An 18,322-nucleotide genomic window follows, 5' to 3' on the forward strand; every position below is an offset into this window, starting at 1 on the left:
AAATGTTGACTTGAACTTTCAGGCTCTTCAACTAATGATAATGATTTTCTAAGGTAAGATTGCCATTCCTTAGGTAGTAGCTCCTCTTTGAACATATTTTCTAGAATCAAATCAGCTATTTTGTCACCATTCCACTCTTCGAAAGAAATGCGTTCATCCGTATTGCTTGTCATGTAGCCAGAGACTTCTTGTCGAATAATAGAGCTCACTTGCCCGCCAAAACATAAACATATTACTATAGGGATACCATGATACTCTGGAGGTAATCGACTATTAATGAAAGTGTCTCGGATTAAATTCAATGATGGTCTTAATGATTGTTTTTGATTGCCATCCCAAGATTCACTAGTAAGGTTTCCGGATTTAATAGAGAATAAGTAGACCTTTTTCTTATCTTTGTTTATAGCTCCAACTGCAGCAACATCGACACCATACTCTTTTCCACCACGAGAAGGAGAAATAAAAACATTTAACCCCATTTGACTTAATAAGTCCGGTAATACAACATCTAATTCATCTCTCTCACGTAACGATGCTAAATATTCCTTAAGAATCAATTTCATTTTCTAACCTCTCATTACGGAATACTCTTAGCATAATATTTAAACCTTCGGGATCAATTATACTCATTTTTGGCACTTCATAAGGATAACGCACTGAGTGCATAGTATTTTTTATTCGTTGATTTTCATTTCCCAAAGTAGAAGATGTGACAACATCGTTACCATATAAAATAGTTTGTGTTGTAGCGATCAAATCAACTATGGAGCCTTTCCTTGCTTCACTCATACTTTGAGACATTTTCTCTTCAAAATCTTGCCAATAAATATTAACTTCTTTTTGAGAGACTCTTAGTTCTTTTACGAGTTTAATGTCTTTAAAATCTGCTTGATAGCGCTCTAAATCAGATAAAATCTGCTTAATAAGAGCCTGAGTACTAATATCAGTATTCTCAATTTTTTTCATCAAGAAGTCTTTGCCCTTCCCGGTATAACTAAGAAGCAATGGGTCATAAAGCAATTGGGTTATCTGCGTTTTTAAATCTGCATTTGTATGAGGAATAATAGAAAGTAAAAAACTAATAGCAGCAACGGGGGTATAAAAAAGCCAACCAACTGTTTTTCTAACCAAGAACAGAAACTCGTTATCCGTAAGTGGTAAAGCTGACTCATCAATTGAGAGTTCAGTCCTGTCTCTATCACCTTTAGTAATTACATCATACAACGCACAACACAGTTGAATATCTCCCATTAGAAACCACTTTGTAACTATTCTATTTAGAAAGTCTGAATTTACCTCCTTCATAAGCTCATGGTCTAGATGTTGAAAATCGCTAACTTTAAGGCCATTATTTTTTATAAGTAGGGTTTCAAGTAAATCTTCTACTAAGGAACATTTCTCACCATTAATTTCATTTCTAATAAAATAGGACAAATGATCCAGTGTTTTAGATTGAGCTGGCTTTATATCTTTGAAATAAGGCATTAGATATGTAACGACGCTATCAGGAAGCTCTTGTCCATTAAAAGCTGCTAGGTATGAAGCTTCTTGTATTACCAAAGGCTCATATTTTTGAAGACATTGTTCAAACAATAACTGGACTTGAGGCCATAATGTGGGTGTTTGTTTAGCAATAAAAAAAGCTGAGCGAAAAATTTCAGATTTTTCAGAACTATCTGTTTCAATATTTAAAGCGCTTTCTAATAATTTCAGACGAACTGAGGGCATATTTAAATCAGTCAATGAGACCCGACCTATAGCTGAATATATATGTAACCGAATACCTACACTTTGGTGTTTGATCAGTGTCGAAAGCTGTTCTATTACCCATGAAGAGTCGAGTTTCGCAGCTGCCATTATTGTATTAGCTAATAAAGGATAACTATTTTCTGATTGCTCTAATATAAAACTTAAACCAGCTTTACAACGATCTAAACTTTGTTGGCAAAACAACAAATAGGCTTGTTCAAAATCGCCATAAACTAATTCCTCATCTTTTAAGTGAACGAATACATTAATAATATCAACCACTGTGGTATCAAGTTTGGGCAATGCAGAGCAATAGGCAAATGTCAGACTTGAAGAGTTATAATTATTTTCTTGATTTGTTAGCTTTAGTAATTGCTCATTCAAATCCAAGGTTTGATTATTGTGGAGATACGCCAACTCTTCAGCGACTAAGCTATCTTTACTACGAATATCTCTGAAATCCAAGTCATTCAAAACCTTAAGTAAGGTGTCGTTTTTTATCGCATCATCTAGAGTTGCTTTTATTTCCGCCTGTTCCATTGCAGAACCTTTGAATTAAGGATTAGTATCTAATCCCACTTTAAATTGACAGATACCACAAGTCAATTGAAGAGAAGTATCATCATTTTAAACTAAGCCTCTGAGTTAGCTCTTATTTATTTGATTTTTAAAACTCGCCGTAACAGCCCTTGCATCTTGCTAAGACCAAAAAACAATCTATCGTTTAACATCCTTCCCCCGTCATCACGCCCTGAAAATAAGTAATTGATGAGTAATATCGCGCATGGATGCGCGTTAAGGCGAAACTAGGCCATGGATGGCCTATCTTCGCCGTTTACGTTCACATCAATTACGGTTTGAAGGATTAAGCGTGATGCTCGGGTGGCGCTGGGAGAGTCCAGAGAGGGGTCAGCGGCAGACCCTCTTTGGCTGCAGTCGCCAGCGCGACAAAACCTTGAATAAGGTTTTAATGTAGGTCGTGGATTTATCCAGTCAATAGTTAGCAAAAAACCACCAGCCAAGGCCTGCTCATAGCGCTCAGACAAGTTGGAGGTGGGGTAAAGTGTGCAAAGTGAAGCTGAATATTTACCAAAAATTACTCTACCAATATTAATTTTTCTGCAAGCAAACTTAAACAACCATTAAAGTATCGCGCAACGTCAATCACATCGCCAATTGTTAAGCTTCTCAACAAGAAACTCATCTACTTGCTTATAAGTATGCGCATTCACAGAGTCCAAATCAAAACTTAAGATTATGCCATTAACTTTAAGCTGCCTTAAACAACTATAGCCTTTCTTATTTATCCCACTACCATCGAGCATACAGCTACCCCAGAACTCATATGTTTCACCTACTTTTTTATATGCATTCCAATTGTAATCACTAAGGTCTTCAAAATATATTCCGTCTAGTTCACTTGCTCTCAAATCGTCTATGCTAGCTGGATTTAATGTTATTTCATTATGAGACAAATTAACTTGAATATTATGTTGGTACTTACCAAATAATGGGTCAGGGCTGAATGCTTTAAATGTTTCTACTTCTTTAGCAACTACCTCCCCAGAAAAGAATAGCGTGGGCCCATAATCAGTTGCACTATCAAAATTTTTATCTACGTTTGAAGTTTCACTAGATAATGTTGCGGGTGTTAATTGTTTATTTGGCAGACAATAGCCCTGCCAGATAAATTTCCCCCCATTACACCCGCCGAGAAAAAAGGTAAGAAGAAATACGGCTAAAAACTTAATCATTGGGTTGGTCTCTGGTAATTATTAGCATTATCACAATCATGGCAATACAGATTACCATACAGCTGGAACTCTGCATCATTTGGAACACTATCTAACCAAGTACCACCATAAAAACTAGGTGGAATATTAAACTTCTTAAATGCATCATGATGATAATCTGCCATTTGCTTTAAGCTAAGCAGCCCTCTTATTTGACCAATGTTACCAGCCTGATAATCATGCTGCACATATTTTATGTGCTGCTTAGCAACCTCTAAACCCACCTTTTTAATCATCTGCCTCATTTCAACAAAAGAACCTCTGAATCCACCTCGCTCTAATCCAACAGCTAAATTTACAACTGTCGAACGCGCCATAAACTCCCAATAACCAAAACCTTTATTATTCCAAAAAGCTGCAGAGCCTTGACGGATCTCTCTTTTCAAATTTTCAACATCTGAAACCCATAAAGCATAACCAATTCGAGCAACTGGATCTTTTTTACGTAATCGACTAAGCCAGAAGCCTTCCAAATTTTCAGCTAAAAATAGAGCTCTTTCTTGAGGAGTAATAGACAGGTTTGATCCGGGCATAACTTAATTCCTTGTATTAAAATATCCATTTATATTCGCTAGAAAAGTACCCTTATCAATACATCATGTCAACCCCGCATCTATTGTTTGTAAGTATGGCGAGAATATAGTTGGAAGCAGATTTTGCATCTTGCCAGACCAAACACAAATCTTACGTTTAACACCCTTTCCCCGTCATCATACTCTGAGAATAAGTAATTGATGAGTAATACCGCGCATGGCAGGATTTTGTTCCCGACAAACCCTAAGTACCTACGTCCATGTAGGCAATGCGCGATGAGGCTAAACTAGGCCATGGGTGAAAAGCGTAGCTTTGAACGAGAGGCCATGGATGGCCGAACTGGGGAGCGTACAAGGATGCGTAAGTTGGCCTATCTTCGCCGTTTACGTTCACATCAATTACGGTTTGAAGGATTAAGCGTGATGCTCGGGTGGCGCTGGGAGAGTCCAGAGAGGGGTCAGCGGCAGCCCCTCTTTGGCTGCAGTCGCCAGCGCGACAAAAAAGCCTGCAGATTTGCAGGCTTTAAATTCAATCACTTTGTTGGGTTTCGCTACGCTCTACCCAACCTACAACACAATTAAGCTCGTTACTAAGTAAGCTACAAACGTTAGGCCGCCGCCAACTAATGCATAGGGTAACTGGGTTTTAACGTGGGTGAGTAAATCACAACCTGAGGCAATGGCTGATACTGCGCTGGTGTCAGATATAGGGGAGCAGTGATCGCCAAATATGCCGCCACCTAAAATAGCGCCTACAACCAATGACGGTGGTAAACCAAGCGCTTGAATAAGCGGTACGCCAATGGGGATAAGTATGGCAAATGTGCCCCACGATGTACCTGTAGTAAACGACATAACCGCACCGGTTAAAAACAGCACTGGCACTATTAAATATATTGGTAAGTAATCGCCAACCAAAGATGCCACAAACACGCCTGTACCTAGCTCTTTTAAGCTTGCACCCAAGGTGAGCGAGAGCAATACAATACTTACCAGTGGAAGTAATTCGCCCATGCCTTTAAAGCCGGTATCGACTAATTGATGGTGTGTAAACTGGCGCGAACTAATCATTAAACAATAAGCCACAACAATAGCCAACACCGTGGCATACAATACCGATTTTGAACCACTGCCCTCGGCAAGTACGCCGTTACCGGTGTAAAACATAAAACCGACCATGCTAACAATTAGCGTAAGCAATGGCACTAGCATAAAGCGTGCTTTAGAGCCTTTTACTTCTTCTTTTAGTTCGGTTTTTTGTAGCTCTAACTTTTGCTCGGCTACTTTCATTGGCCCGTGTACTTTATCGAACGCAATGGTATAAAAAACAATAATCAGGGTGATTATGGCGTAAAAGTTATAGCCTACACTGCCCCACAGCACCGATACGGCCGACTCGCCTAATTCGTAATTACCTAACAAGCCCAGTACAAATGCACCCCAGCCGTTTAGTAATATTAAAATACATACAGGGGCGCTGGTGCTATCGATTATATAAGCTAAACGCGCGCGGCTCATTTTAAATTTGTCGAACAGGCCGCGAGATAAAATACCCGAGGTAAGCACACTTAAGTTTGACTCTATAAATACCGCTACGCCGGTAAACATAGTTAAAAAGCCTACTTGGCGCTTACTTTTAGCAACACCTTTGTTCATTAGCAACTTAACGGTAGCAGCAACACCGCCAGACTCGCGAATATAGGCCAGTAATGCGCCTATTAAAATACTAAATATGAGTATACGGGTATTACCGGGGGAACTTGCTACCGAAATAATGCGCTCTATGGTATTTAAAAATGTATTAAATACGCTATTTCCTTCGCCCTGAATGGCCAGTAAAAACTCTGATGAAGCCACTGCCACCAAAAGAGCCATAATCACTTCTTTACGCCAAAACACGATAGCAATGGCAATCAGTGGCGGTAAAATAGAATACCAATGCATAAACAAACCTTATTTATTTTTATAATGACGACGCTTTACTTAACTTAATAGATATAAGCACTTAATTCACTTACTAACACTTATTGATTTAATAATGCCTCATAAACAAGCGACACAATAGAGCCGTATTGCGCTGTTTCAAAATCTTTCCCTACAAATTGATAGCGCTTTTCAGTGCCTTTAATAGGAGTATGCCGCGCATTAGTGAGTAAAATAATGGCCAAATCGTAAGCCGGATCAATCACGGTAACTGTGCCTGTCCACCCTGTGTGGCCATAGGCCTGAGCGCTGGCATACGGGCCAAAGTGCCAGCGCCGCGCTTGATTATTTCCTGCAAGACGAAAACCTAAGCCGTAGGTTTCATCACTGCTTTGTGGCGTTAAAAATTGCGCTAAGCTACTGGCGTTAAAAATTTGCGTATCGCCATAACCACCTTTGTTAAGCAGCACTTGGCACAGCACAGCTAAATCGGGGGCATTACTAAATAGTCCGGCATGGCCTGCTACACCATCAAGTGAATAAAAAGCACGCTCATCATGCACCTGCCCTTGTAGCACATTGGTGCGAATATTATCAAAATGAATACGCCCATCTCGAGTATTACCGCTAAGCTCCGTGGCAGCAAACTGCTGACGATTAAAACCTTTTTTAAGCGGATTAAATAAGGTGTTATTGAGTTTTAAAGGCGCGTAAATATGCTGCTCTAGGTATTCATCGAGAGGTTGGCCGCTAATTCGCTCAATTAAAACACCTAAAATCATGTAATCAATATCAGAGTAAACATGCTGGGCGCTTGGCTCGCTAGCTAGTGGCACGCTGGTGAGCAGTAATTGTTTGGTGGTGTCGCTGGCTTGTGAAAAAAACGACTCGCCATAGCGGGTATCTTTTCGATGAAAGTCGAACACTGGCGGATAACCGGCTTTATGAGTGAGTAAATCTTTAACTTGGCGCAGCTCTCGTCCATCGCCTTGGTATTCTGTTAGGTAATCACTCACTCTGTTATTTATATTTAATCGCCCTTCGCTCACAAGCTTCATTAGTGCAAAGTTAGTGGCAAATATCTTTGTGTTTGAGGCTAAATCAAAGAGTGTATTTGTTTGCATAGGCTCTGGGCGTAACAACATTAAGTCATTTTGCTGATATTGCTTGGCATCACCATAAGCGGTTAATTTTAATATCTTACCCGCTTTAACAATCGCTAGTACCGCACCAGGAAAGCCCGCACTTACATCTTTTTCTATTAGCTTATCTACCGCACTAAAATCAATGGTTTTAGCCGCTGAGCTATTTAGAGTAGCAAAGGCAAATCGCAGCGTTAAACTGCCGTCAGCAGGTTGAATGTTATCAACCTTAAAAGTGTTAACTCCGTTGTGAGTGTACTGCCCTAAATTAAAGGCATACTCAGTATTTTTTTGCAGGGTATCAAGCGCTAACTTTTTATTATTAATATAAATATCGGCACTTAAGGCGCTTTCATTTTGTAGTAATAATTGCCCGCGCCCTTTATACGCTTTAAAGGTCCCACGATTATTTACATATTCTCGGCTACTGGGGTTGGACTCAGGAAAGGTAGCAATAACTTGCGCATTAGCGAGGCTCTGTATTTGATTAGGAATAAACGGGCGCTGAGATTTAATTGCACTGCTTGCGCCACTGCAACCGGTAATAATAAAGCAAAGCGTAATTGTCAGTGCGTTAAAAAAAGTACGCTTTGCTAACACGGAAAAATTTAAATACACACTCATTCCTTTATTGGTAGAGCAAATAAGGCGCTCTTTGCTGTTTAAATTGCTCAAGCCCCGCTTGCCAACTTTGCTTAATTTCCTCAGCTGTTCGCCCCGCTTCTATGGCAAGTCTGAGCTGATCAGTTCCTGCGAGTTTATCCATAAAATCGGCACGTTCAAAAAACACCTGCTTAGCCTGTGTAAGCTGCTGGTAAGCATTAATTAAATAATTTAAGTTTAAGCCTGTGATATTACTATGGCGTAAATCAATCCCTTTCACCATTTGGTCTTTAAATTTAGGATTAAGCGCTGCGCCTTTTATTGAACGCGGGGTAAAGCTAAAGTCCCCAAGTGCTACTGGTGAATAACCAATAACCTGAAATGCAAAGTCAGTTCCTCTACCTATGCTAACAGGGGTTGCTTCAAAAAAGCACAACGACGGATACAGCGCTATTGATTGATCGTTGGGTAAATTAGGGCTTGGTTTTACCGGCAAGCTATAACGACTGGTGCGGGTGTAATGAGCAACACTGATCACGCTCAGTTGTAAATTAGCAGCTTGATTGATCCAGCCCTCGCCTTTGATCATTTTAGCCAGCTCGCCTACCGTCATACCGTGTAATACAGGGATTGGGTGCATACCCACAAACGATTTAAACTGCGGTTCTAAAATTGGCCCGTCAATATGGCTAATATTAGGATTTGGCCTATCAAGGACTATAAACTCAACACCTTGTTCAGCCGCAGCCTCCATCATGTAATGCATAGAGCTAATGTAAGTATAAAAACGTACGCCCACATCTTGAATATCAAAAATAATGATATCAACATCGCTAAGCACCTTGGCGCTTGGTTTTTTGTTTTTACCGTAAATAGAAATCAGTGGAATACCGGTTTTGCTATCAACGGCGTTTTTAACATGTGCTCCCGCATCATGATCGCCTCGAAAGCCATGCTCAGGTGCAAAAATTTTAGTGATGTTGATGTTTTTAGCCAGCAAGCTATCAACTAAATGCGTTTGCCCCACGACAGAAGTTTGATTAACCACCAGCCCTACACGTTTATTTTTTAATTGCGGTAAGTACAAAGCAAACTGTTCTGCACCTACTGTTATTGAATGTTTAGCCTCATTTGCGTGTGCGGTAACAGTAAAAAGTGCGCTTAAAATAAATAAGAATATAAAAAATACGGTTTTAAACATACAGCAAGATCCTTTTAAACAAGGCATTTAAAATAACATAGCTAAGTATAAAGAGCAGCTTAGGTTTTAAGAATTAGCGGTCAGCGGTCAGCGGTCAGCGGTCAGCGGTCAGCGGTCAGCGGTCAGCGGTCAGCGGTCAGCGGTCAGCGGTCAGCGGTCAGCGGTCAGCGGTCAGGTAATAAAAATAAAACACCGAGCCTTTTGCAAACGCAATTTTTATATTGTAGGCGGGAGTTTACCTCGCGCAGGTTTTAGGTTTTAGCAATGAGAAACTGTGTTTCTAACGTGAGTAAGCTCTACGTCCACATTGAAAAATTGCGGTGATATTATTTGTAGAATGTAGCTTGCTGGTGTTTAAATACTCATGGTGATTTTGAACGTCTCATTTACTCCTCTTTCACTTCTCTTTGTGCATTTAGGTTTTTAAGGGCGTTATTCACAAAGAGATTAAGAGGCGCTGCGCTTTTAGAGAAGTGATTAAAACTTTATAAATCAGAAGCTGTGTTTCTAACGTAAGTAAGCTCTACGTCCACATTAAAAATATTGGCGGTGGTGTTACCAAAAAACCACCGTTATTGTTTTATTAAGCTCTTTAAGTTTTTACTGTACGTTCTACTTACCTTGAGTGTTTTTTCGTTATCTAACACCGCCATATATTCAGAATTACGTAATGGGTTGAGCTGTTTGATATGGCTTAAATTAACAATGGTTGATTTATGTATGCGTAAGAAGTCTTCTGGTAAGGTGTTTTTTTCAAGATCTTTTAAACGCGCTCGCATTACATAGGTTTCTATCAGTGTATGAACACACATATAATCGCCTGCGGCGTCGATCCATAAAATATCTTTAAACGGAATTATTTGAATTGGGTTTTTAGCATCTTGGATGACTAAGTTTTCGGCTTCAAATTTATATTCTGAGTTTTTTGAGCTTTCTAATTCTTGATGTTCGTTTTCTATCAGCGATTGGTGTACTTCAATCAATGTGTTTTTTCTGTGGAGTTGCTCTGTTTTTACTACCCTTTCTATGGCTTCTGCAAGGCGAGCTAACTTAACGGGCTTGAGTAAGTAGTCAAGGGCTCTTACCTCAAATGCTTTCACGGCATGCTGGTGAAACGCAGTAACAAAAATAACCGCTGGACAGCTTTCTGGTTGAAAATATTTAATTAGTTCAAAGCCTGATTTTGTTGGCATTTCTATATCTAGAAACACTAAATCAACGTCATGTTTGTTAAGTACTTTAATAGCTTCATCAACACTTTGTGCACTGCCAATCACTTCAATTTCAGCAAAGGCCTCTAAACGAATACGCAACCCTTCAATAGCGCTGTATTCATCGTCAACAAGTAATGTTTTTAATTGAATCATTATTGCAAACCATTAATAGGAAGAGAAATACAAAGCCATGCGCCGCCTAATTTGGCATTGCCTTTCTCAATGCGATGGCTATTTCCATACATTAATTTTAAGCGTTGCTCGCAATTAGCCAAGCCAATGCCCCTTTTCGATTTTTTATTATCGTCAAACCCTTTACCAGTATCTGCAACTTTAATGAGCAATGCGGTTTTTGTTTTTTCAACTTTAATTGTGATCACCATTTTTTGATCTGCTCGCATACCATGTTTTAACGCGTTTTCTACCAATGGTTGAATTAATAAAGAAGGTATTAATAAATCGTTGCATGGTTCATCAACGTTAATATTAACCTCTAACCGGTCAGTAAATCGACATTGCTCTATATCTAAGTAAGTTTTTAAAATGGCAATTTCTTCTTTAATCGCTACTTTTTCAAGCGGATCGGTATACAAACTATGGCGCAGAAGATCACACAGTTTTTCGAGCATATTCACTGCCTGCACACTTTCTTTTTTTAAGATTAAGGTGCAAATAGCATTAATGCTGTTAAACATAAAGTGCGGATTAAGCTGATATCGAAGCATTTTAAGCTGTGATTCTTTAGCAAGGTGTGTCGCTTCTGCGGCTTTTTGAGTTTGCTCTAAATTGTCGAGATATATTTTGATCCCGTAATAAAAAGCAGTCCACGTTGAAAGCATAGTTAACGATGCAGACGTCCATGTACCAAAGTCAAACCATGTCATTGAAAGCCACCAATTGCCATATAACCACTGCAAAGACGCCCATTTAATTTGTGTCCAGATTAATGTGGCAGTTAACAGCAGCACCAGATGCAGTGCTATTTTAACTTTAATCCCTTGCCTATTTGAGCAGTTATAAGCCCTTCTTAAAAGCAAGGTGATTAAAAAGCCACACGCTACATCAATAATTAAATGCGGAATGTGTATCGACCATGGCTCGTCGCTTGGTATTTTTATCATTAGCTCGGTCAGCATTGCATACACAATCCAACCGCAGCTCTGAAACAACCAGAAAAGATGACTTCTGGGATTTTTGGAATTCAAATTAATACGTCCAACTTTAAAGGCAGTTGAATAGCTTACTTATTATCAACTGCCTTTGCCTTATTTATTTTGAGCACGTGATTGATAATGCGTCATTATTAGGTTTTGCAGTCAACGCGATATCTGCAACTGCTAAACTTAAACGCTGAGCTGAAATACGAATTACATCTGACATGGATTGTTCAATCAGTTCGCTATCGGCGCAATTGAGTGCGATTGATAAAGTATGCCAGCGCTTATCTGCCATTGTTTTTTCAAACGATGAAAAATCAATACTTCTTAAACAGTTATCTAAATTACACATTACTTGTAACTGAGCACCTTGCTCTGGAGCTTTATCTAATCGCATCTTTAGTTCAAGGTAACCTGATTTAAATTTGCGTTCGAGTAGCGTAGGTTTTAAGTAACTTAGGCTAAGCGTTGCATCTGAGGATTGAGATTGCCACTTAAACTGCCTTGCATCCTCTTGATACGATAAATTAACCGATTGCATTAACAAACTTTTTTTATCGCCACTGGTGGCCGATGAACCACTAGTTAAAACCTTTGCTGTTGTATCAGCTAACGCCCAAGTGAGATTTTTAGCTAAACTTTTTACAAACAATGGGTGTGCATCGCTTTTAACGATTTTTTTAGGGCTTGTAGTTTCACTCACAACAGGTATGTTTATTGTGTCATGATAAGTTAGCCCGTAGCCATAGGCAAAGAGCGGGTCGTAATTTACATCGCCTAAGTTAAGGCTAAATTGGTCGTCGTATTTAGGCCATGAAAAACTCAACTTACCGGTAAAATCAAACTGGCTGTTACCGTTTTTATCTGTTAATAATACGTCTGCAACCCCCTCTCCCTCAGAGCCTGGTAGCCAAGCAGCAACAAAGGCATCAGATGCATTGAGCTCTTTATTGACCCAAAGCGGGCGACCACTTAAAAATACGGTCACTACCGGAATATTGTCTGCCTTAAGTTTTTTCAGCAGTGCAAGAGCGTGTTTGCTTTCATGCTGAAACTCTAGCATTTCTATATCACCAAACCACTCAGCATAAGGTTCTTCACCAATAACAACAATGGCTACATCTGGCTTGGTTTTATATTCACCAGACTCACTTAAGCTTATTTCACCGCCTGCTTTTAATACTTGCGACTTTAAACCTGCATAAATAGAGGTCGCATTTGGAAAGTCGCTATTAGTATTGTCTGTGCCCTGCCAAGAAACGCTCCAGCCACCTGCTTGCATATTGATTGCATTGGCGCCTTTACCGGCAACTAAGATGCGACTATGCGCTTTAATTGGCAAAACGTTTTCGTTGTTTTTTAATAGAACGAGTGACTTGCGAACCGCTTCTCTTGCCAAAGTACGATGCTCATTAGCGCCTAACCACTGCGGGTGTTGTGATTCAGGTCGTGCTGATGGTTTACCCTTTGTAAACACCCCCCAGCGGATTTTAGCCCTTAAAAAGCGTCTAACCGCATCGTTTATTCTTGATTCGGCTATTACCCCCTCTTTCACTTGCTTAACAGTATTATGATAAAAGGCTTCAAAATGCTCTGGCACCATGATTACATCAACACCTGCGTTTATGGCTTGGGCGCATTGCTCTAAATCGCAGCCTTCTACAAACTTATGCGCATTCCAATCGCTTACAACGAACCCATCAAAACCAAGTTGGTTTTTAAGTACATCCGTTAATAAATGCTTATCGCCATGTACACGTTTGCCATTCCAACTATTAAAGGATGCCATCACTGATTGCACGCCTTCATTAATAGCCGAAAAATAACCTGCGCTGTGAATATCTCTTAATCCTTTTTCATCGATAAGTGTATTTCCGCGATCAACGCCTCGCTCAGTGCCACCATCACCCACAAAGTGCTTAGCGGTGGCAATACGGTTACTGCCTTTTAAAAAGTCAGCGCCTATGTCACCTTGAATACCGGTCACCATACTACCTGCATACAACCTAACTAATTCAGGGTCTTCTGAGTAACTTTCATAAGTTCTGCCCCAGCGATCATCTCTGACTACAGCAACAGTAGGCGCAAAACTCCATTCAATCCCTGTGGCAGATACTTCCTTTGCTGTTGCTTGGCCTATGCGTTTAATTAAATCAGCATCATGCGCAGCTCCTAAGCCAATATTGTGCGGAAATAACGTAGCGCCATACACATTACTATGCCCATGCATGGCATCGGTTCCCCATACTGTCGGGATCGCAATACCATCTATGGTCGAATCCATAGAGGCTAGGTACATTTCATCTGCGTATTTTAACCAAGTAGCTTGATCCGCTCGTTTATTTCCGTAAGGCGCAGTATTTCCGCCATTTAGATAAGAGCCAAATCCATACTTTTTCATTTGCTCTACACTTAAATAACCAATTTCTGGCTGGATCATTTGCGCAACTTTTTGCTCTAAAGTCATTGTTGCGAGCAATTTATCAATCTGTTTTTCAACGGCTGGATCACGCTTAAGTTGCGTATTAACATAAGGCCAGTTAACTTGCTGATTGTCTGCACTCAATACATTTTGACAGTTGAACATGCCAAAAACAGGCAATAAGCAAAGTAATAATTTAGGGTGTTTTATTTTCGACATTTAAAACCTTCGAGATTAAATACTGTTTTATAAAATACGGACTGATTAATTTAGTGTGGAATATATTCAATAAAATCATAATATGCCCATGAAGGGCTGTCGTAGTATTGACCCGGAAAGTAATTCCCTTGAGTCGAGTTGTCACCATTCCACTGGTTAATCATTATTTTTGTTTTATCAATTGGCCATGCATAGCCGGGAATTTCATTATCGGCTATTACGCCATCCCCATTGTCTTTGTACATCACTCTAATTGTTTTCTCGTTTCCTTGTGAGTCGTACAGATACCAACGAATTGATGAGCTTGACCAATCAAAGCCAATGGTTAATAAGTTTTCTCTATAATCAAGCCCAAACTGGCTTAAATCGATATCCTTTTCCCAACTTTGATAAGTGCCTCCTTGGGGCTGGTAAATCACATTGGTATGAACAACATTGCCTAAAGAAGGTAATAGTTCGATATCTATTTCTTGCCATGCGCGTCCTGGCGAATCCCACCATGAGGTATAAGTAAAAATAGAAGACACGGTACCGGCGATATTGCCCGACTTAACACTGCCTTGTACCTTACCAAAACTATAAAAGTGATTACTTTGCAGCTCAGCACATGCACCTTGTGATAGAGAAAGGGTGATGCCGTGTTGACTTGGGTTAATCATTCTTGGGACAAATTCGCAGCCAAAAGGTGAGCCATTATCGCCACTACGTGCACTCCAAAGAGTTGTGTCAAATCCCCACGAAAAATCGTCTTTAAAATAGTTAGCGTATGTGGCGGGTGAAATAACTATAAGGCCAGCAACTAAGGTTGAAATTAACTTCGTTTTCATTATTAAATCCTTATTTAATCAAGCACCTCCTACAGTACTTTAGCCTGTAGGAGGGTAACTTTTACTCGGTTATTTAGAATGAAAAACCCGCTCTCATACCGTAGTATCTCGGCATACCAAAGCTGCCTTTTGGGATCCCCTTACCAGTATTATTCCAGTATTGAATAGTTTCATCTGAAGCATTATTAACAAACACTTCTGCAAACCAGTTTTGTCCTTGCGGCTCATACTTAATAGAGGCGTTAAATACGGCAAACGCATCGCGGCTATCATCGATATATTTTGTTGCTTCATCTGGCACTTGAAAATCCATGTCATCTAAATGTTTATCAACATTCCATACCGTTGAGTACGACTCATCTTTCCAACTGGCATTTAACCATGCGTGAACAAAACCATACTCTCCTAAGTTGAGTGTATGTGTGTAACTGATATTGGCGGTAAACTCAGGGGTCATTGCTAAATTATTCCCCTTAAGATTGGTAGCTAACAGGGTATTTTCAGGATTTTTTGATTCTTCATAAGAAATATCAAACAGATACTCCGCGTCGTAATCCCATTTAGTATTCCAATCTTCAGTAACTTTTGCATCAGTCCACGTTACGTAACCACTAATTCGACCATTTGGATACGGCTTCCAATCAAACTCAAGCTCAATCCCTTTTATTGTTGAGCCAGGGACATTTTGTGTGTAGTAAGCTATAACTGGCTTGTTTTGAAAATCGAGTACAGGCTCGCCATTCCCGTCTAAAACAGGAGAGCCATCTTCATCTTCTACCACAGATAAACGCTCTACGTTACCAATAGAGCCCACTGATGCGTATTGCATGTCGGTGTAATCTGTGTAGAAAAATGCGGCTTTTAGGTTTAATGAGTTATCAAAAAAGCTCGATTTAGCACCCAATTCCCATGTTAGTACTTCTTCTGGGTCGAACTTGGTTTCAAAACGAGTAACGTCACCGGTTCTGTCATTTACCACTTCGTAAACATCACCAATACCACCGGCTTTAAAGCCACTGGCAAGATAGGTATAAACCATGGTTTCAGGTGAAATGTCATAATCTAAACCAACACGAAAATCATGGTGTTTCCAACTTCCCTTATTGTCGTTTTCAAATTATGACGCATAAATAGAAGGATCTTCGTAGTAGTCAACAGGGAGGTTATTTAAATCAGTTCTATTTAACCAACCTACGGCGCAGCCATCAGCATTAGAACAGCGATAGGTTTTTCCGCCTTTATCTTCTTTTGTTTCATCACTAAATCGATAGCCAAGTGTTAGGTGTAACTTTTCAGTTAAGTTGTATGTACCTTGACCAAATAATGCGAGGGCGTCGGTAGAACGATCGGGTTGATCCCAAAACGCTTTGTCATCCATAGGATTATCGTAATAACCTAAGGTTTTTGTTCTTTCATGAAAGTAATTAATACCTGCAATCCAGATAAAGTCGCCATATTCATCAGATTGTATTTGCAGCTCAGTTGAAAAAGACTCTGCGCCAGTGCCGTCTAAAAAGTAAGTTGCGCCATCCCAAGGGTCTAAACCTACTTCACTATCTTGTGCTGAAGAGCGTTCCATATCTTCATAGCCCAATAACCAGACAAGTGAATATTCATCGTTTATGTTGTAATTAAGGGTGTTTCTTAAGTACGTGATATCTAAATTAAGCTTACCGGGCACATTTACAACCGCCTGATAAGTATTATCGCTGGGTAAAAAGTTAGTGCAGTCTCCCCCTAGTTCAGCACTTCTGCCACGAATTTTATCGCAGTTAACTAAATCTAGGTTGTTATTGCTGTCATTTACATACTTTTGAAAAACAGTGTGGTTTGAAAAATTGCCGTCCAAAGGCTCCCACAAGGTGCTAATTCTAAATGAATATTCATCAGCATTATTGTAAAAATTGCTTTTATCAGCCGGTGTTAGCGCGCGAACTTTTTGCGCTTCTGGATCTGTGCCAGCGCCATCTATCCACCAGTTTTCTCGTTGGGTAATTGTTTGACCCACGCCTTGATAAGAGTCTTCAGAGATTACTGGCGCATTAAGAATATCGTCGCTTAATCGTCTTGAGTCATATTGGTTAGGATCGTAATACCCTTCTAAATAAGAATCCCGTTTCAAGCCTTTTCCTGAAAACCTAACGGCAAATTCATCATTAATAGGAATATTTAAGACTGCATCAATATTTTTACTATTAAAGTTTCCCGCTTCAATACTGACGTTGCCATATAAACCGGTAAACTCTGGCTTTGCTGAAATAACATTAATACTACCCACCGTTGAGTTACGACCAAATAGAGTGCCTTGTGGGCCCCTTAGAGCTTCAACTCTGTCTATGTCGTACATCAATGCAAGGGCACCTTGCATACGTGGTGAGTAAATACCATCAAGGTGAACACCCACAGCCGGATCGCCAAGCTCAGTAATATTGGTAGAGCGTACACCTCGCATTGAAATAACCGGCGCAGCTTGATCTGTTGCAGTTGAAATATCTAAGCCAGGGACTAAGTTAGCAATATCCTTAACGCTATTAACACCGTTTCTTTTCAGCTCGGCTTCAGTTAATGCTGTAATGGCAACAGGTGTTTCCATTAATCTTGTTTTGCGCTTAGTTGCTGTTACCGAAATGATTTCTAATGAAACTGTTTCTTTTTCTGACGCTTGCTCTTTATCCGTAGAAGCTTCTTGAGCATTCAATGGCATTGAACAAGCCAACGCAACGGCTATTGATAGTGCTGTTTTATTTATTGTGTGCATGTTTGACCTTTTGGATGTGTGTGTAAACGTTAAACTTTGTTACTTTTATTTAACAGTCTTATAGTATCCATACGGCTTATTTTTAATACTAGTCAAATACGCCAAGGCGAGTTAGATATAATACAAACCGAAATTGATCTCTAATTTATGAAGCCAAAACTAGATAAATCTCGAATATTTTCTTCGTAGTCTAGCCTTTTGATTCTATTTCAGACACAAAAAAACCGACTTAGTGTCGGCTTATTTATAAAAGCGGTAGACGCAGGATATCTCTTGTAAGGGTTAACCTATGACTGCCTGTTCGTAGCTAGAGGAAACGGCACATCTACGTGAGCAAGCAAGCTCTTCGTCTACATTAAAACGTTGTGGTGATATTATTTATAGACCGTAGCTTACAGGCGTTTAAATACTCATGGTGATTTTGAACTTCTCATTTACCCCTCTTTCATTTCTCTTTGTGCATTTAAGTTTTTAAGGGCGTTATTAACAAAGAGGTTAAGAGGCGCTGCGCTTTTAGAGAAGTGACTGAATGGAAGATTTGGCAGTATGTATCATTAGGTTTAACTGATATCTGAAAGCTTTCTCAAATTTCAGACATAAAAAAACCGACTTTCGTCGGTTTCTTTTCTATTAACCTTAATAGTAATAGAAAGTGGTGGGCGCAGGACGTATCTTCTAAGAGTGAACCTCCGACCGTTTGGTTCGTAGCTTGCTACTTTCCCATATTCACGCTTTGATTTATTTCAGGCACAAAAAAACCGACTTAATGTCGGCTTATTTA

General features: G+C 39.7%; 11 protein-coding genes and 2 pseudogenes. All 13 read right to left on the reverse strand.

Translation table 11 applies throughout. The annotated features are described in order from the left end of the window. Positions 1-563 (reverse strand): annotated as a pseudogene (locus ACTRWE_RS17065) (hypothetical protein); the annotation flags it as partial. After that, positions 547-2,289, reverse strand: coding sequence for a hypothetical protein (locus ACTRWE_RS17070; RefSeq protein WP_462880381.1), 1,743 nt, complete (start codon positions 2,287-2,289; stop codon positions 547-549). The gene ACTRWE_RS17070 and the pseudogene ACTRWE_RS17065, both read right to left, overlap by 17 nt. A gap of 620 nt (positions 2,290-2,909) precedes the next feature. Further along, positions 2,910-3,503, reverse strand: a complete 594-nt coding sequence (locus ACTRWE_RS17075; protein WP_462880382.1) for a hypothetical protein — start codon at positions 3,501-3,503, stop codon at positions 2,910-2,912. Beyond that, positions 3,500-4,075, reverse strand: coding sequence for a hypothetical protein (locus tag ACTRWE_RS17080; protein ID WP_462880383.1), 576 nt, complete (start codon positions 4,073-4,075; stop codon positions 3,500-3,502). Before ACTRWE_RS17080 ends, ACTRWE_RS17075 begins: the two co-directional genes overlap by 4 nt. A 567-nt stretch (positions 4,076-4,642) precedes the next feature. Then, positions 4,643-6,019 carry a Na+/H+ antiporter NhaC family protein gene (locus ACTRWE_RS17085; protein ID WP_462880384.1) on the reverse strand — a complete coding sequence of 459 codons (1,377 nt, stop codon included), beginning with the start codon at positions 6,017-6,019 and terminating at the stop codon, positions 4,643-4,645. Positions 6,020-6,099: 80 nt separating this feature from the next. Then, complete coding sequence (gene pbp4b / locus ACTRWE_RS17090; protein WP_462880385.1) at positions 6,100-7,758, reverse strand: penicillin binding protein PBP4B; 1,659 nt, start codon at positions 7,756-7,758, stop codon at positions 6,100-6,102. 10 nt (positions 7,759-7,768) lie between these two features. Continuing rightward, on the reverse strand, positions 7,769-8,944 hold the full coding sequence (locus tag ACTRWE_RS17095; protein ID WP_462880386.1) for an exo-beta-N-acetylmuramidase NamZ family protein: 1,176 nt from the start codon (positions 8,942-8,944) through the stop codon (positions 7,769-7,771). Positions 8,945-9,516: 572 nt separating this feature from the next. Then, positions 9,517-10,311, reverse strand: coding sequence for a LytR/AlgR family response regulator transcription factor (locus ACTRWE_RS17100; RefSeq protein ID WP_462880387.1), 795 nt, complete (start codon positions 10,309-10,311; stop codon positions 9,517-9,519). Beyond that, positions 10,311-11,294: a sensor histidine kinase gene (locus tag ACTRWE_RS17105; RefSeq protein WP_462880388.1), complete on the reverse strand. Its 984-nt coding sequence runs from the start codon at positions 11,292-11,294 to the stop codon at positions 10,311-10,313. Before ACTRWE_RS17105 ends, ACTRWE_RS17100 begins: the two co-directional genes overlap by 1 nt. Before the next feature lie 133 nt (positions 11,295-11,427). Next, complete coding sequence (locus ACTRWE_RS17110; protein WP_462880389.1) at positions 11,428-13,956, reverse strand: glycoside hydrolase family 3 protein; 2,529 nt, start codon at positions 13,954-13,956, stop codon at positions 11,428-11,430. Between the two features lie 50 nt (positions 13,957-14,006). Next, entirely contained in the window at positions 14,007-14,783 is a 777-nt protein-coding gene (locus ACTRWE_RS17115) for a family 16 glycosylhydrolase (RefSeq protein WP_024600785.1), read from the reverse strand. A 73-nt stretch (positions 14,784-14,856) separates the two neighbouring features. Then, positions 14,857-15,867, reverse strand: a pseudogene (locus ACTRWE_RS17120) (TonB-dependent receptor domain-containing protein); the annotation flags it as partial. 33 nt (positions 15,868-15,900) lie between these two features. Beyond that, positions 15,901-17,541, reverse strand: coding sequence for a TonB-dependent receptor (locus tag ACTRWE_RS17125; RefSeq protein WP_462880390.1), 1,641 nt, complete (start codon positions 17,539-17,541; stop codon positions 15,901-15,903). Between the last annotated feature and the right edge of the window lie 781 nt (positions 17,542-18,322).

This window comes from Pseudoalteromonas sp. G5_S1_54_S4 (assembly GCF_054968565.1).

Excerpts from the sequence above, each read along its gene's own strand:
- ACTRWE_RS17115 (WP_024600785.1), bottom strand. The coding sequence starts at position 14,783 with ATGAAAACGAAGTTAATTTCAACCTTAGTTGCTGGCCTTATAGTTATT.
- ACTRWE_RS17100 (WP_462880387.1), bottom strand. The coding sequence starts at position 10,311 with ATGATTCAATTAAAAACATTACTTGTTGACGATGAATACAGCGCTATT.
- ACTRWE_RS17125 (WP_462880390.1), bottom strand. The coding sequence starts at position 17,541 with ATGCACACAATAAATAAAACAGCACTATCAATAGCCGTTGCGTTGGCT.
- ACTRWE_RS17080 (WP_462880383.1), bottom strand. The coding sequence starts at position 4,075 with ATGCCCGGATCAAACCTGTCTATTACTCCTCAAGAAAGAGCTCTATTT.
- ACTRWE_RS17095 (WP_462880386.1), bottom strand. The coding sequence starts at position 8,944 with ATGTTTAAAACCGTATTTTTTATATTCTTATTTATTTTAAGCGCACTT.
- ACTRWE_RS17110 (WP_462880389.1), bottom strand. The coding sequence starts at position 13,956 with ATGTCGAAAATAAAACACCCTAAATTATTACTTTGCTTATTGCCTGTT.
- ACTRWE_RS17075 (WP_462880382.1), bottom strand. The coding sequence starts at position 3,503 with ATGATTAAGTTTTTAGCCGTATTTCTTCTTACCTTTTTTCTCGGCGGG.
- ACTRWE_RS17105 (WP_462880388.1), bottom strand. The coding sequence starts at position 11,294 with ATGCTGACCGAGCTAATGATAAAAATACCAAGCGACGAGCCATGGTCG.
- ACTRWE_RS17085 (WP_462880384.1), bottom strand. The coding sequence starts at position 6,019 with ATGCATTGGTATTCTATTTTACCGCCACTGATTGCCATTGCTATCGTG.
- ACTRWE_RS17070 (WP_462880381.1), bottom strand. The coding sequence starts at position 2,289 with ATGGAACAGGCGGAAATAAAAGCAACTCTAGATGATGCGATAAAAAAC.